Raw genomic sequence first — 15,218 nt, forward strand, 5'->3', positions numbered from 1 at the left:
TTGCTTGGTTTTCTCAGCCGTCTAGGGAGACGTTTCCCGGCGCAGAGACGCTGTTCCGGACACCTGAATTACTTACGGCGCTGCGGCTGTTCGCCGTTGTGCCAGTCCTGGAAGTGGTTGTGGTGGGTCTCTAGGATTGCGTCGTCGTTGTGGAACTTCGCGTAATACTCCGGGTCGATGTGAGTGGCCTGGGTGTAGATGCCGGAGAGAACGGTCGGACCAGACCCGGGGTAACGGCCGTCGCGCTCGTAGATCTCCTCCACAACGGAGATGTAGTACTCGATCTGCTCATCGGTTACGCGCTGGATCTGCGACGCGATGCCATGCTGATCCTTGTACGGTCCCTGAGCAGACTTATACGTGCCGTCTGGCCCGAATTTGCGGTCGATGAATGTCTCCACCGCTTCACCCGGAGACGACACGAAAGGCGGAGCGAGAGTTTCAAAGTACTCGGGCAGGCCGACCGGGTTCGGAATGCTCTGGGGTCCTGCCTGATCGTAGGTGAAACCAAAGCCTCGGTGCCCCTGCTCGGCGAAGGCTCCCAGCAGCGCATCAGAATTGATTCCGCCGTACAACCATCCGCCTAGGCCGATAGCTTGCAATGCCAGCTGCGCATTGTAGGGGGCCAGGCTCAGTTCGTGGTTGGCCATCTTGAACAGGTAGGACTCGAAGAAGGAGTACGGCACCTTCATCTCGGCGTTGAGGTGACCGCTCTTGAGCAACTTCTCCGGCTTGCCGATGGGCCTGTCCGAAGCCTCGTCCCACACGACGGTGCCCTCGCCGGAAAGCAGACTCAGGAGGTTCAAACCGTATTCAGCGGAATCCAGCACCGGTACGATCAACGTGGTGCCTGGTTGGAGAGCCGTCCACCAGTTGTGTTTATCGATGAAGCCCCATTCTGCTGGGAGAGTAACGGGATCGTCGGAAAGCTTGACAAGATTATTCTTGGCGTGTGCGACGTAGTCATCGAGTGTCTTCGACTCCGCAATTTCTGCAATCTTGTCTGGAGACAGGTTGCGTGTCTGGGAGATGTACGTACCCGAGTCATCGGTGATGAGAATCTCGCTGGACTCGATGCCAGCACCGCTCGGAGCCGTACGGCCCAGGTAGCGGACGATGTAATTCGCTCCCTTATCGGATTCGCCGGATGCGGTGTGCGGCATACCGAGGTTGAAACCGGTCACACCGAGTGCGGCAAAGGCGAGGAGAGCACGCTCGTCGTCGGAAAGCGGAACGGGCTCGAACGGAGACTCGTACGCCAGCGGGCCGTCAGGAATGGTGGCACCCAGACCGACGCGCCTGGAGCGGCGGCCGATCAAGGCATCGAAGAGCCCGAAGTCTTGGGCAGATTGGGGGATCGACACTGTGAGTTCCTTCTGGTGCTACCTATTTATGCGTTCGTGCGGCTGAGGACAGCGAAAGTCTGCTTGGAAAATTCTTCCTCGACCTCCCAGTACTGCACCTCGATGTTGGAATTGCCAAGGTCCTGAAGAGTCTGCACGAGCGGGCCTTCACCCCACTGCTTAGCGTTAGCTTCAGTATCGAAGAGGTAGAAGGAGGCACCGCGTCCCTCACCCGGTTGCGAGGTCCAGACCTTCCAGACCAGACCAGGGAGCTGCTGCAGATCTGGAATGGCTTGTTCGAATCCTTCGCGGATTTTCTGGTCGGTGAACTCGTAAGGGCTGTCGAAAGTGACGGAGAGGAGAGTGGACATTGGGATTCCTTTCTTGTGGTAATCGCTGTATAGACTGACCTGTCTGCGAACAGTGGTGTTTACTGTACCAGTCTGTCTATAAGTTGCAAGAGTTCTGGTCTGAAAATTTTCACGGTGGTCCTTTCCGCAGGCTTTCTGCGGTTTAAGGCGGTTGGGGAGCATGGAACGTCGACAAGCGAAAGCCCCACGAAGCCGGGTGAGGCCTTGGTATACCCTGGAATGCGTGACACGGGGTGCCGTTGTGGCTGTCCGAGACCGCCGCGACGCCGTAAGGCGAAGGCTGAGATGACACCCGTCGAACCTGAACCAGTTAGCACTGGCGGAGGGATGGTCGCTACGATTGCGTGCGTCTGTACCTGTCCGCCCCGAAAAAGGCCGAGGTACATGGGCATTAGCAAGAAAATCGCCGTTTTTCTCACCGCGCTCGCATCCACGATGATGTTGGCGGCGTGCGGCGGCGGCGCCGGCGATGAGGACGGAATGACCAAGGTCCGCTTCGCGCTGGACTGGACGCCGAACACCAACCACACCGGACTGTACGTGGCCATGAACAAGGGCTACTTCAAGGATGCTGGTTTGGATGTCGAGGTCGTGCCGTACAACGACAGCAACCCGATCCTGCTCATCGATTCCGGCAACGCCGAGTTCGCGGTGGACACCCAGGACCGCATGACCATGGCTAAGGCGGCGGGCGCGGACGTGCGCTCCGTGCTGGCGGTCGAGCAGACCTGGACCACCGAAGTCAGTGTTCTCGCCGAACGCGACGACATCACGAGCCCGGCCGATCTCGACGGCAAGACCTTCGGCGGTTTCGGCTCTCCGGCAGACCACGCGATCCTGAAGGGGGTCATCCGCGGCGCCGGCGGCAAGGGCGAGTTCGAGGAGGTCACCCTGGGCACCTCCGCGTACGAGGCGCTGTACTCCAAAGATGTCGACTTCACTGTTCCGTACGTCGCTTGGGAGGGCATCGAGGCTGAGGACCGCGGGGTCAAGCTGCAGAACTTCGCCTACACCGACTACGGCTTCCCGGACTGCTACCAGATGCTCATCATCGGCGGGAACAAGTGGATGAACGAGCACCCGGAGGAGAGCAAGAAATTCGTCCAGGCCATCCAGCGCGGCTACCAGGACGCAGTGGACAACCCGGACGAGGCAGCCGAAATCCTGCAGAAGGAGAATCCGGAGATCCTCACCGACCTCGAATTCCTGAAGAAGAGCCAGCGCATGCTCTCCGAGAAGTACATGCTGGACGAGAACGGCAAGTTCGGCCACCAGACGCAGGAGCACTGGGCCGATCTGGGCCAGTTCCTGTTCGACAACGGGCTGCTTGTCGACGACGCCAACAAGCCCCTCACCGAGGCTCCGGACTGGGGCACCTACTTCACCAATGAGTACATCGCCGACTAAACCCGCGGCTTCCGCCTCCACGTCGGTGGTCGCCGGAGGCGGCGCCGGGCGGGCGCGGGGACTCAGCAGCAATATTTGGGTCCCGCTGCTCTTCGTCCTCGTCGGGCTGGCGGTGTGGGAGGTACTGGTGCGCGCCACCGGCGTGCGTCCGCAGGTGCTGCCGGCCCCGTCGCAGGTGGCCCGCTCCGGGTGGGCGCAGCGCGAGATTCTGGGCACCCACGCGATCGCCACGCTGCAGGTGACGCTGATTGGCTTCGCGCTCTCGCTGGTCTGTGCGTGGCTCATCGCTATCGCGATCGATTTCTCGCCGACCCTGAAGCGCGGGCTGACCCCGCTGCTCGTCGCCTCGCAAACAATTCCCGTGGTGGCGATTGCCCCGTTGATGATCATTTGGTTCGGCTTCGGTCTCCTGCCGAAGACACTGGTGGTCGCGCTTGTGACGTTCTTCCCCATCTCCATCGGCTTGATCGAAGGCTTCGCCCGCACCGACCGCGAAGCATCGAACCTGCTGCGCAGCATGGGAGCGTCGAAATGGCGCGAATTCTGGATGGTCCGGTTACCGTCCGCGATGCCGGAGTTCTTCACAGCCCTGCGCATCGGCATCACATACGCGGTGACGGGCGCGATCTTCGCCGAGTACGTCGGCGCGAAGAAGGGCCTGGGCATCTACATGAGCGTGCAGAAGAACGCGTTCCGCACCGACCTCGTCCTGGCAGCTGTGGTGGTCACCGCGGTGATCAGCATTTTGCTCTACCTGTCCACCTATCTCATTGAGCGCGCGGTCATTCCGTGGCACATCAAGGAAAGGAAGGCCGAGCGTGCTTGAGCTCGACCAGATCAGCCGCGCATTCGGTGACCGCCAGGTGCTCGACCGTGTGAGTTTCGATGTCGCGCCGGGCGAGTTCGTCTCGCTCATCGGCCCATCCGGCGCCGGCAAGTCGACGTTGTTCAATATCATCGCCGGCCTGGACCAACCCGATTCCGGAGAATGGCGTTTCGACGGCACCACAGCCTACATGCCGCAGAAAGACCTCCTCTTCCCGTGGCGCACTATCGAAGCCAACGCCGCACTCGGCCTTGAAGTTCAGGGAGTACCCAAAAAAGAGGCCTGCGCCCGCGCCCGCGAATGGTTCCCGCAGTTCGGGCTGGAAGGATTCGAGGAAGCATTGCCGTTCCAGCTCTCCGGCGGCATGCGCCAGCGCGCCGCACTGTTGCGCACTGTCGTGCAGGAGAAGAGCACCCTGCTTCTCGACGAACCCTTCGGCGCCCTCGACTCCCTCACCCGTACCGAGCTGCAGAACTGGTTGCAGGGGATGTGGGCGGAGCACGACTGGACCGCCATGCTGATCACCCACGACGTGCGGGAGGCCATCATGCTCTCCGACCGGATCGTGGTGCTCAGTCCACGCCCCGCATCCGTCCGGGAGATCATCGACGTAGACCTGCCGCGCCCCCGCGGCACGGACGTGCTCAGCTCACCAGAATTCGGCGAGCTGGAGCGGCGCATCTTGGAGCACCTGCAGACGCGTTAGGGGGCGGAGCTGCGAGGCGAGGGGGCAGAGAGGTTAGACGTCCAGCTCCGGGTGGATGTCCTTCTCCATGAGCACCCGCTCCTTCCAGAAGCCCAGCATGGCGAGCAGGAAGGACAAGACACCGACGGCGCCGAGGACGACCATGGCCACTTCGACGCGGTTATCGCCAGGGAGTGTGCCAAAGAGCGTGTGGCGCATCAGGTCCACCGAGAATCGCATCGGATCCCACGAGTGGACCCACTGGATGAAGTCCGGCTGCACCTCAGGGGGGTAGAGGCCGTTGGAGGCCACCAGCTGGAGCGACATGAGCACCATGGTGATCAAGCGGCCCACAGACGGGCCGAAGAGGGCGTAAATGGCCAAGATCGCGGTGTTGAACACTGCGGCGATGAAGCCCAAGGACAGCAGCATCTGCACCGGGTGAACCGGATCGACCTTGAGCACGAAGGCCTGCACAACCCACAGGTTGAAGGCCTGCACCAAACCGACCAGGACTGCGGGGATCCACGAGCCCATGACCACGCGCGCCGGGTTGGTGCCCGAGTCGATAGCGCGGCGGGAGATCGGGTTGAAGACCATGAACAGAATCAGGCCGCCGAACCACAGCGACAGGGAGAGGAAGAAGGGGGACAGGCCTTGGCCGCAGCGCCGGCTTCTCGGCCGGTTGCTCACCGCGTGGCGGCGGGAAGGTTCTTTTCGGAGTCCAAGCGTCTAAAAACCGAGAGCCCCGTGTCTCGGCACCGCCGCGCCCAGCTTCGCCCTGCTACTTGCCCGGATTCTCCCGCTGCGCGTCATCGAGCGTGTCCAGCGTGGACAGCTGTTCGTCGATGGAGTTCAGCAGCTCCTCATCGCGCTCCGCAGGTTCCTCGCTGAGCGGACCGTGGTCCTTACCGGCGGTGACGCGTGTGGAACCCTGTGTCGGCGGCTGAGTCTTCTGCACTGCCGGCTTCGCAGGCGCCGCCTTCTGCGGAACCTTCTTGGCTGGTGCCTTTTTAGCCGGTGCCGGGGAATCGGTGCCGAAGATGAGGTAGTAGACACCGCCGGCGATGGCGGCGAGCAGGGCCAGGATCAGGGCGCCAAGGGCAATGCCGTTGCCGCTCTTGCCGGACTTGCCGGATTTCTTGCCCTGCTTCTTCTGTTTCTTCAGGGCCTTTTCCAGCTCCTTCTTCTCTTTTTTGTCCAGCTGGTCTTGCTCGAACAGGGCGCGGCGGCGGTCCAGGCGGGCGTGAGCTGCACGGGTCACATCGCCGGCCTGGAGGCGGGCGGCGCTGAAGTTGGAGGTGTCTTCATTGATCTCGTCGTTGTCGCCGCGCGCCATTAGGCGGACGGCCTCGTACACGTCGCGCTTCTGCTCGTTGTTCAGGTCGCGGTAACGGTTGAACAGTGTTCCCGCCACCGCGGAGGCGATGCGGATATTGCGGAGGTTCATCGTGTGTTCTGGCCTTTCGTCGTGTGGAGCAACGCTATGTGCTTCCCCACACTAGTGAACTGAGCGGACACCGTCGCGGACTTTCGCTGTCCTTCGCTATAGTTCCCCGGAAAGTGAACCGCTCGGTTCAGTTTCAGCGAAATTCGCGGTTTTATATTCACACGCGGAACAGTCGTGAACTGCATCAATGGGCGCGGAAACAGGGGACCCCTTTGATCGCTCAAACCGGGCCGGGTTACATTCCAACCAGTTTCCAAGTGCTGAGCCCAGCCAACCGGACACCCGCGTGCCCGGCAGAACGAACACCTGAACCGATAGGACGAAAGGACTCCTTCGTTGACTGAAGGACACTTTTCGTCGAGGCTGTCGGCGTCTGCGCCCTTGGACCCCCTCGACGAAGCACCACACGACGGTGCCCGCCACGCTGTGAAGCGGCAGACGAGGACCGCCCTGAGTTTCGAGCTCATCCCGCCACGCCATGATGCAGACGAGGCGAAGCTGAAAGACCTCATCACCGGCTTGGCGGCCTACAACCCCGACTACGTTGCCGTGACCAGCTCCCGCCGCTCCGGGTGGCTGCAGGGCACCGCCGACTTCATCTCCCGGCTCAGCGAGAGCACCAACCTGCCCACGATCGCGCACCTAGCGTGCACCGCGGGGCCCACCGAGGAGTTGGCCGATTGGATTCGCACGCTCATCGACTCCGGTGTGCGCGGCTTCCTCGCCCTGCGCGGCGACCTCCCGGAGGGGGAGGACCACCTACCGGAGGGCTACCTCCAGTACGCCACTGAGCTTTTGACCCTGATCCGGGAGATCGAGGAAGAAAACGCCTACCGCCTCGCAGCGGGCAAACTCGCTCTTTCGGTGGCGTGCTACCCGTCCGGGCACGCGGAATCGCCCACGCCCGACCTCGATTTGGACGTGCTCTTGTCCAAGCAGCGGCTCGGCGCGGATTTCGCCATTACGCAACTGTTTTTCGAGGCGGAGGATTACCTTCGCTTCGCGGAGCAGTCCCGGATGGCGGGCGTGCGCATCCCCCTGATCCCCGGCATCATGCCTATGACGAGCCTGAAGCGGGCCCAGCGCATGGGCGTGCTGTCGGGGATCGAGGTGCCGCAGCGTGTCGTCGATAAGCTGGCGGCGGCGAGCGACCCGGACGAGGAATACGAGGTGGGCATGCAGCTCACCGCGGAACTCGCCGGCAAGCTTCTCGACGCCGGCGTGGGCGGCCTGCACATCTACACCCACAACAACCTGGCGGTGACGCAAGACCTGCTGTCGCGGCTCGGAATCGAACCTAAATAGCAAACCCCCAAGGAGAAACTGTGAGTACTTTCCCCAAGGCCACGATCGAGGGTTACCCCCGCATCGGCGCCAACCGTGAGCTCAAGCGCGCGCTGGAGTCCTACTGGTCCGGCCGCATCGACGCCGACACCTTCCGCACGACCACTCGTGCACTGCGCATCGACACCTACAACCATCTGCGCGACCTCGGCCTGACCGAGGACTACGCCATCCCGGCGGATGTCGCCTACTACGACCAGGTGCTCGAGACCGGCCTCACCGTCGGCCTGATCGCCGGCGGCACCGACCTGGACGAGGAATTTGCTCTGGCCCGCGGCAACGACACCCGCGTTCCGCTCGAGATGACCAAGTGGTTCGACACCAACTACCACTACCTCGTGCCCGAGGTTGAAGCTGGCCAGGACATCACCCCGGCATCGGAGCGCGTGCTTCGTCTCGTCGAGGAAGCTCGCGAGGCCGGCCACAAGGTCCGCCCGGCGCTCGTCGGCCCGGTCACCCTCCTCGCCCTGGCCAAGCCGGTCGAGTGGTCGCTGCTGGACAAGCTTGTCGACGCCTACGCTGCCGTCTTCGCCGCCCTCAAGGAAGCCGGTGTCGAGTGGGTCCAGGTCGCTGAGCCGGCACTGGTCGCCGATCTGTCCACCCCGGACGCTGAGCTGGCCAAGTACACCGAGCAGGCATGGACCAAGCTCCTGGCCGAAGAAAACCGCCCGAACGTGTACGTGACCACCCCGTACGGCTCCGCCCGCGAGGGCCTGAACGCCCTGGCCACGGTCGCTCCGGAGGCAGTCCACGTCGACCTGTCCCCGTGGACCCTCGACGCCGACACCGACTACCCGGCACGCGTCGCCGCCGCCTTCGACGGCAAGGACACCACACTCGTCGCCGGCCTCATCGACGGCCGCAACGTCTGGGCCGCCAACCTGCGCGAGAAGGTCGAAGTGCTGAACAAGCTGGGCACTGCCGCTGACGCACACGTGTCCACCTCCACCTCCCTGCAGCACGTCCCGCACACCCTCAACGCCGAGAAGAACCTCCCGGTCGATGTCGCTCCGTGGCTGTCGTTTGCCGACGAAAAGATCGAGGAGATCACCGCTCTCGTCGCCGGCGAGGAGAACGCGCCGGAGGCATTCGGCCGCTCCGACCGCGCCGTACGCACCCGCGCAGAGTCCACCCGCATCCACAACGCAGCCGTCACCGACCGTGTGGCCAAGCTGCCGGAGGGCACCGTTCAGCGTCAGCCGGAGTTCGCGGAGCGCCAGGAAGCTCAGAAGGAGCTCGGCCTCCCGGCACTGCCGACCACCACGATCGGTTCCTTCCCGCAGACCACCGAGATCCGCAAGGCCCGCGCCGACCACCGCGCCGGCGAACTCAACGACGAGCAGTACAACGAGGCGCTCAAGACCGAGGTCAAGAACGTCATCGATCTGCAGGAGCGCCTCGGCCTGGACGTCCTCGTCCACGGTGAGCCGGAGCGCAACGACATGGTCCAGTACTTCGCCGAGCTTCTCGACGGCTTCGTGGTCACCGAGAATGGCTGGGTCCAGTCCTACGGCTCCCGCTGCACCCGTCCCCCGATCGTCGTCGGCGACGTCTCCCGCCCGGAGGCCATGACCACCGAGTGGTCCGCGTACGCGCAGTCTTTGTCCGACAAGCCGGTCAAGGGCATGCTCACCGGCCCGGTCACCATCCTGGCCTGGTCCTTCAAGCGCGACGACGTCCCGTTGTCCGTGTCCGCCGACCAGATCGGTGTCGCACTCGCCGACGAGGTCGCCGACCTGGAGAAGGCCGGCATCAAGGTCATCCAGATCGACGAGCCGGCTCTCCGCGAGCTGCTCCCGCTGCGCGCCGACGACCGTCCGGCCTACCTCGACTGGGCTGTCCGCGCCTTCCGCCTCGTGGCTCTGGAGGCACAGCCCACCACGCAGATCCACACCCACCTCTGCTACTCCGAGTTCGGCCAGATCATCGACGCCGTCGCCGGCCTTGATGCCGACGTCACCTCCATCGAGGCCGCGCGTTCCAAGATGGAGCTGCTCGAGGACATCGACGAGACCTTCCACGCCGAGATCGGCCCGGGTGTCTACGACATCCACTCCCCGCGCGTGCCGTCCAAGGAGGAGATGGTCGAGCTGATCAAGGCCGCCCTGGATAACGTCCCGGCCGAGCGCCTGTGGGTCAACCCGGACTGCGGCCTGAAGACCCGCGGCTACGCCGAGGTCGAGCCGGCACTGGCCAACATGGTCGCCGCCCGCGACGAGGTCGCCCAGGGGCTCTAGACTCCTACGGCCCCTCAGACCGGCCGACTCACTCCTAGATCCAGCTACTAGGATCCAGCCATTCGCCTGAAAAGGTGCAATTAGCTGGATCCAAGTAGCTGGTTTCTCATTTGGGGCGGGTTTTGTGGCGGGCAGGTCGGCGCCGAAGCCGATGCGGGTGCCGGCTCGGGTCCAGCGACGGCTCTCCTGCGGGACGCGTATCCTAGACCGCATGACTCAGAAGACTCAGACAATGACGTTCCACACCAACCACGGCGACATCGTGGTCGACCTCTTCGGCAATCACGCCCCGACCACGATCGAGGTCATCACCGGCCTAGCCAAGGGCACCCAGGAGTACTCCACCAAGAACGCGTCCGGCTCGAATGAGGGTCCGTTCTATGACGGAGCTATTTTCCACCGCATTATCCCGGGCTTCATGATTCAGGGCGGCGACCCGACCGGCACCGGCACCGGCGGCCCGGGCTTCCAGTTCGCCGACGAGTTCCACCCGGAGCTCCAGTTCGACCGTCCGTACCTGCTGGCCATGGCTAATGCGGGCCCGGGCACGAACGGTTCCCAGTTCTTCATCACGGTCGCGCAGACCCCGCACCTGAACAACCGCCACACCATCTTCGGCGAGGTCACGGACGAGGCATCCAAGGAGGTCGTCGACGAGATCTCTAACGTCGAGACGGGCCGTATGGACCGCCCGGTCGAAGACGTGGTCATCGAGTCCGTCACGGTCTCGGAGTAGTTCACAGGTTGAACCGCGTCCTTTACGGCGCCCCCGCCACAGCCGTCATTGTAGCGCTGTGCGTGGGGGCGTTCCTCGTTGCGGCGCTCGACGCGCATTCGCTTATCGACGTCATCTGGTCCTCCCGCGCCGGCACCTTCACGGTCCTGTGGGGCCCCTTCGTCGTCGACGAGCGCTTCGGCTGGCTTCGAGCACTGACCTCCGGGTTCATGCACTTGGACATCACTCATCTAGTGGTGAACGTGCTCATGCTCGTTGTTGTCGGTGCCGCTGTTGAGCGCGCCGTGGGCACGGGTCCCTTTGCGCTGGCCTATATCGCCGGTGTTCTGGGAGGCTCGGCGGCGGTGCTGATGTTCGGTTTTGACGAACCCACCGCTGGCGCTTCGGGAGCTCTCTACGCTTTAATGGCGTTGCTCGTGGCAGTCGCAGCGCGCAGCCACGCTGACCTCCGGGCACCGCTGGTGTTGGTTTGCGGCAACCTCATCTTCACGTTGATCACGCCGAATGTGAGCCTGTGGGGTCACCTCGGCGGGCTCATCGCCGGCACGCTCATGGCTGCTCCGCTCACCTCGCAGGACGCGCGTGTCCGCTGGGGAGGTGCGGCGGTTGGTTTGGCAGCTGCGGCTGCTGCGAGCACTGTCCCGATCTGGGCTTGAAAAAGCTGCCGGTGAAATAAGTTATGGCGAATATCCCGTGACGCTCGTACCGTTGTGTACATGCCAACGAAATTCCGCGTACAAAATCCGCAGACCAACGAAATTGTCGAAAGCTTCGACTTCATCACCGACGACGAACTAGAGCAGGCGCTGTCCACCGCGAGCGAAACGTTCAAGCAGTGGCGTGAAAAGAGCTTCGAAGAGCGCGCCGAGATCCTCCACAAGGTCGCATCGCTTTTCGACGAAAAGCGCGACGAACTCTCCCGCACCATCGCCGAAGAAATGGGCAAGTCCATCACTGAGGGTGACGGTGAGGTCGACGATGTCGTTGAGATCTTCAACTACTACGCCGACAACGGCGCAAAGTTCGGTGCCGACGAAGAAATTCCGAACAACCAGGGTGGCGCGTCCATCATGCGCAAGGTCCCGCTCGGGGTCATCGTGGGCGTCATGCCTTGGAACTTCCCCTACTACCAAGTCGCACGGTTCGCGGCACCGGCGCTCATGGCCGGAAACGTCGTGATGGTCAAGCACGCCGAGATCTGCCCGCGCTCCTCCGCGGCGATCGAGCAGATCTTCGACGAGGCTGGCGCCCCGAAGGGCCTGTACACCAACATTTATGCAGAGCACTCCCAGATCTCCACCCTGATCGAGGATGACCGCGTGCAGGGCATCTCCCTGACCGGATCCGAGACCGCCGGCCGCGCCATCGCTTCCCAGGCAGGCCAGGCACTGAAGAAGTGCGTGCTGGAACTCGGCGGCACCGACGCTTACCTCGTGCTGGACTCTTCCGACGTGAAGGCCGCGGCTGAGACGGCGTGGCAGAAGCGCGTCGGCAACGTCGGCCAGGCATGCACGGCGAACAAGCGCATCATCGTTATGGAGGACATCTACGATGAGTTCGTGCAGGAGCTGGTGAAGCTGGCATCCTCCTACAGCGAGGGCGACCCGCTCAACCCGGGTGAGGGCAACGAGTACTACCCGCTGTCCTCCCGCGATGCCGCCGAGATGCTCGCGCAGCAGCTGCGCGTCGCTGTGGATGAAGGCGCTAACCTGCACGTCGGTGGCGAGGTCACCGGCAAGGGCGCTTACATCACCCCTGCTGTGATCACCGACATCCCCGTCGGTTCCGATTCCTTCTACGAGGAGTTCTTCGGCCCGGTCGCAGAGGTGTACAAGGCCTCGTCCGAGGAAGAGGCAATCGAGCTGGCTAACGATTCCCGCTACGGTCTCGGCGGCGCCGTGATGTCTGAGGATGAGGAGCGCGCGAAGAAGGTGGCCGCGAAGATCGACACCGGCATGATCCACGTGAACATCCCGCAGGCCCGCGGTGCCGAGCTGCCGTTTGGTGGAGTGAAGGCGTCGGGCTTGGGCCGTGAGCTCGGTCCGTTGGGAATGGACGAGTTTGTGAACAAGCAGCGTTACTACGTCGCGGGTTCCGACTCTGCGGTGTAAGCATCCGCTCACACCACCCCGCACAGAGTTATCCACAGGGTGTGGAAGAACCTGTGGATTAGTCACTGCCGTCCCACTTTCCCCAAGCTGTGGATAACTCGATTTCACCCCGTTGAACTGCAAATAACAGTTGCTATTCACGGGGTTGTGCACAGCCCTGTGAAAAATGACCTGCAGGTTCCGGGAAGGGGACTGTTGGGGATAAACCGGTGAAGAACACACCGTGATTTCCACACGTTGATTTCCACACGTTTCGAACCTGCTGAGTGGGGGCATGAAAAAACCAGCGCTGGTGCAGCGCTGGTTTTCCTGTTGCTGGGGTTGCCGGCTTAGCGCCAACCCATGGTCATAAGCAGGCCGATGATGAAGCCGCCGAAGCCGATCGCGTAATTCCACGGACCGAGCTCGTTCATGAACGGGATCTGGGGGCCGGCGAGGTAATTGACCACCAGCCACAGCAGGCCGACGAGCATGAACCCGAACATCAAGGTCTTGTACCAGACCGGGGTGCCGCCGGTATTGATCTTCACCGGGGTGCGGTTCGCGCCGGTGGATGTGGTGATGGATGGGGTGCTGACGGTGTCCTTAGTGACCTTTGCCTTAGGCATGTTGCACGTCCTTCATCGTGCGCTGCCAGATGCGGAGCGCTTTCGGCTCCGCTGGGTAGGCAGCGCGAGGTGTCTATCGGGATCTTCTGAGCGCTGACTTTACCAGCAGGAAGCCGCGGCTCCCACGCCGGCTACGGGCGTCTCGCCGGCTACGGGCGCGGGAGGACGCTCTCAACGCCCTCGCGGATCGGGTTCTTCCAGATGTCGACAGTGATGTCGGAGTCTTTGCGGATCTCGGTTCCCTCCGGCGGGCGGTGCCCGGCGATGAGGCCGTGATCGTTCAGATCCGGGGTTTCCACTGGTTGACCGAACTTCAAGGAGCCAGTCCAGCCCTGGCTGCGCAGGGTCGCTTCGGCCTGTTCCCAGTTCTGGCGGACCAGCTTCGGCATCTTCATCAGCATCCCGTTGGACACACGCAGTTCAATGGTCGTGCCGCGGTCTACCTCGGATCCCTGGCCAGCGACGGCGAGAACCTCATCCTTCGGTTTGAGGGAGTCCACTTCGACCGTTGTCGCCTTCAAGCCCAGGGAGGCCAGCAGGGACTCCGCTTGGCCGGCGTTCATGCCCTCCAGCGAGGGGACCTGGATCTGCTCCCTGCCGTCGGAGACAGTCACTCTCACCTTCGACCCCTTCGACAACTGGGAGCCGGCAGCTGGCTCCTGCGACATGATCACGCCCACGGGGACGGTGTCGGAGTGTTCGCGCTTGATGTCGTCAGCAAGCTTGAGCCCAACTTTTTCAAGCGCGGCGGCTGCGTCTTGGGGGCTCAAGTCGGTGAGGTCGGGCACATCCGTGATTTCGCGTCCGGACGACACTGTGAGGGTGATGTTCGTGCCTTTCTGCAACTGCGAGCCCTCGGTCGGGTTAGTGCTCAGAACTTGGCCGCGGGGAACTTCCGGATGGGGAGCCTCGTTGACCGTGACCTGCAGGCCCAGTTTCTCCAGCTCCTGGACAGCCTCATCGCGATTCTTGCCCACGACTTTGGGCACGAAGACCATGTCCTTGGCTACTTCTTCCTCGTCGTCGTTACGCACCTTGTTGAAGGCGAACGCACCGCCACCCAACAACATCACGGCCGCCATCAAGATCGCAAGGACCTTCATGCCGGTATTTTCGCCACCTTTTTTGGACTTCTGGGTCTCTTTGCGGTGCTGGGCGTACCGGCTTTCCTCCGGAACGGGGGCAGGAGCGTCCGCCAAGTCTGTCTCGGACAGGTGGTTGTGTGCTGCCTCGGTGACCGCACCACGCTCAAGACGCTGCAGGTCGTCGGCCATTTCCAGGGCCGTCTGGTACCGGTCCGCCGGGTGCTTCGCCATTGCGGTGAGGATCACCGCGTCGACGTTGACCGCCTCCGATTCCGTGAGATCCGGGATCCGCGCGCTCGGCGGTTCCGGGTCTTCCTGGACGTGCTGGTAAGCGACGGCAAACGGGGTTTCGCCCTCAAACGGCGGTGTGCCCGTGACCGCCTCGTACATGACGCAGCCGAGGGCGTAGAGGTCACTGCGGTTATCGGCCGTCTTACCCCGCGCCTGCTCTGGGGAGAGGTACTGGGCGGTGCCGATCACGGCGGACGTCTGCGTCATCGCCGCAGTGGAATCGTCCAGTGCGCGCGCGATGCCGAAGTCCATCACCTTCACCTCGCCGGTGCTGGTGATCATGATGTTTGCGGGTTTGACATCCCGGTGGATGATTCCGGAGTCGTGGCTGGCCTGCAGCGCGAGCGTGACCGGGTAGAGCAGCGCAGCTGCTTCTTCCGGCCGCAGTGGGCCGTCTTCGCGCACAATCGCGCGGAGATCCCGGCCCTTGATGTGTTCCATCACGATGTACGGAATGGAGATGCCCTCGACAATAGTTTCGCCGGTGTCGTAGACCGCGACAATATTCGGGTGGTTCAATCGCGCCGAGTTCTGTGCCTCCTTGCGGAACCGTTCCCGGAAATTCTCGTCCCGGGCCATGTCGATCTTGAGCATTTTGACTGCCACTTCGCGGCCCAGGAGTGTGTCCGTGGCCACGTAGACGTCGGACATGCCGCCGGTGCCGATGGAGTTACCAAGCTGGTAACGGTCGCCGATGAGAGTCATGTGTCGAAGGTCCTTATGG

The 15,218-nt window shown here is 62.9% G+C and carries 14 protein-coding genes and 1 riboswitch; of the genes, 8 read left to right on the forward strand and 6 right to left on the reverse strand.

Annotated features, from left to right (window positions below):
* Positions 1-68: 68 nt before the first annotated feature.
* Positions 69-1,364: a hypothetical protein gene (locus tag QYQ98_RS06035; RefSeq protein WP_302005999.1), complete on the reverse strand. Its 1,296-nt coding sequence runs from the start codon at positions 1,362-1,364 to the stop codon at positions 69-71.
* Between the two features lie 26 nt (positions 1,365-1,390).
* The gene (locus tag QYQ98_RS06040; RefSeq protein WP_302006000.1) at positions 1,391-1,714 is read right to left on the reverse strand and encodes a YdhR family protein; all 324 of its coding nucleotides are present in this window, start codon (positions 1,712-1,714) and stop codon (positions 1,391-1,393) included.
* A 219-nt stretch (positions 1,715-1,933) separates the two neighbouring features.
* Positions 1,934-2,060, forward strand: a riboswitch (TPP riboswitch).
* A gap of 38 nt (positions 2,061-2,098) precedes the next feature.
* Between QYQ98_RS06040 and QYQ98_RS06045 the strand changes: the two genes are divergently transcribed.
* From QYQ98_RS06045 to QYQ98_RS06055, 3 genes are read left to right on the forward strand one after another with little or no spacing between them, the layout of a single operon-like run.
* Positions 2,099-3,121: an ABC transporter substrate-binding protein gene (locus QYQ98_RS06045; protein ID WP_302006001.1), complete on the forward strand. Its 1,023-nt coding sequence runs from the start codon at positions 2,099-2,101 to the stop codon at positions 3,119-3,121.
* Positions 3,102-3,947, forward strand: coding sequence for an ABC transporter permease (locus QYQ98_RS06050; RefSeq protein ID WP_302006002.1), 846 nt, complete (start codon positions 3,102-3,104; stop codon positions 3,945-3,947). The genes QYQ98_RS06045 and QYQ98_RS06050 overlap by 20 nt, the downstream gene beginning before the upstream one ends.
* Entirely contained in the window at positions 3,940-4,653 is a 714-nt protein-coding gene (locus tag QYQ98_RS06055) for an ABC transporter ATP-binding protein (protein ID WP_302006003.1), read from the forward strand. The genes QYQ98_RS06050 and QYQ98_RS06055 overlap by 8 nt, the downstream gene beginning before the upstream one ends.
* Before the next feature lie 33 nt (positions 4,654-4,686).
* Here the strand turns inward: QYQ98_RS06055 and QYQ98_RS06060 are convergent, their stop codons facing one another.
* Together QYQ98_RS06060 and QYQ98_RS06065 are read right to left on the reverse strand one after the other, a co-directional pair.
* Complete coding sequence (locus QYQ98_RS06060; RefSeq protein ID WP_302006004.1) at positions 4,687-5,325, reverse strand: YhgE/Pip family protein; 639 nt, start codon at positions 5,323-5,325, stop codon at positions 4,687-4,689.
* Positions 5,326-5,416: 91 nt separating this feature from the next.
* Positions 5,417-6,082 carry a hypothetical protein gene (locus QYQ98_RS06065; RefSeq protein WP_302006005.1) on the reverse strand — a complete coding sequence of 222 codons (666 nt, stop codon included), beginning with the start codon at positions 6,080-6,082 and terminating at the stop codon, positions 5,417-5,419.
* A gap of 336 nt (positions 6,083-6,418) precedes the next feature.
* Here QYQ98_RS06065 and QYQ98_RS06070 point away from each other — a divergent pair, with 336 nt between their 5' ends.
* The 5 genes from QYQ98_RS06070 to QYQ98_RS06090 all read left to right on the forward strand — a co-directional run bounded on the left by QYQ98_RS06070 (position 6,419) and on the right by QYQ98_RS06090 (position 12,510).
* Complete coding sequence (locus QYQ98_RS06070) at positions 6,419-7,387, forward strand: methylenetetrahydrofolate reductase (RefSeq protein ID WP_302006006.1); 969 nt, start codon at positions 6,419-6,421, stop codon at positions 7,385-7,387.
* A 20-nt stretch (positions 7,388-7,407) separates the two neighbouring features.
* Positions 7,408-9,663, forward strand: a complete 2,256-nt coding sequence (gene metE / locus QYQ98_RS06075; RefSeq protein ID WP_302006007.1) for a 5-methyltetrahydropteroyltriglutamate--homocysteine S-methyltransferase — start codon at positions 7,408-7,410, stop codon at positions 9,661-9,663.
* A 211-nt stretch (positions 9,664-9,874) separates the two neighbouring features.
* Positions 9,875-10,399, forward strand: coding sequence for a peptidylprolyl isomerase (locus tag QYQ98_RS06080; RefSeq protein WP_302006008.1), 525 nt, complete (start codon positions 9,875-9,877; stop codon positions 10,397-10,399).
* A gap of 8 nt (positions 10,400-10,407) precedes the next feature.
* Positions 10,408-11,055 carry a rhomboid family intramembrane serine protease gene (locus QYQ98_RS06085; protein WP_302006009.1) on the forward strand — a complete coding sequence of 216 codons (648 nt, stop codon included), beginning with the start codon at positions 10,408-10,410 and terminating at the stop codon, positions 11,053-11,055.
* A gap of 60 nt (positions 11,056-11,115) precedes the next feature.
* Positions 11,116-12,510 (forward strand): NAD-dependent succinate-semialdehyde dehydrogenase, encoded by a 1,395-nt coding sequence (locus tag QYQ98_RS06090; protein ID WP_302006010.1) that lies wholly within the window; start codon positions 11,116-11,118, stop codon positions 12,508-12,510.
* Between the two features lie 329 nt (positions 12,511-12,839).
* Here QYQ98_RS06090 and crgA read toward each other — a convergent pair whose 3' ends face one another.
* Both crgA and pknB read right to left on the reverse strand, forming a co-directional pair.
* A complete protein-coding gene (gene crgA / locus QYQ98_RS06095) occupies positions 12,840-13,118 on the reverse strand; it encodes a cell division protein CrgA (RefSeq protein WP_302006011.1) in 279 nt (92 codons plus the stop codon).
* Between the two features lie 149 nt (positions 13,119-13,267).
* Positions 13,268-15,199: a Stk1 family PASTA domain-containing Ser/Thr kinase gene (pknB, locus tag QYQ98_RS06100; protein ID WP_302006012.1), complete on the reverse strand. Its 1,932-nt coding sequence runs from the start codon at positions 15,197-15,199 to the stop codon at positions 13,268-13,270.
* Positions 15,200-15,218: the final 19 nt, after the last annotated feature.

This window comes from Corynebacterium sp. P3-F1 (assembly GCF_030503635.1).
Taxonomy (GTDB): domain Bacteria; phylum Actinomycetota; class Actinomycetes; order Mycobacteriales; family Mycobacteriaceae; genus Corynebacterium.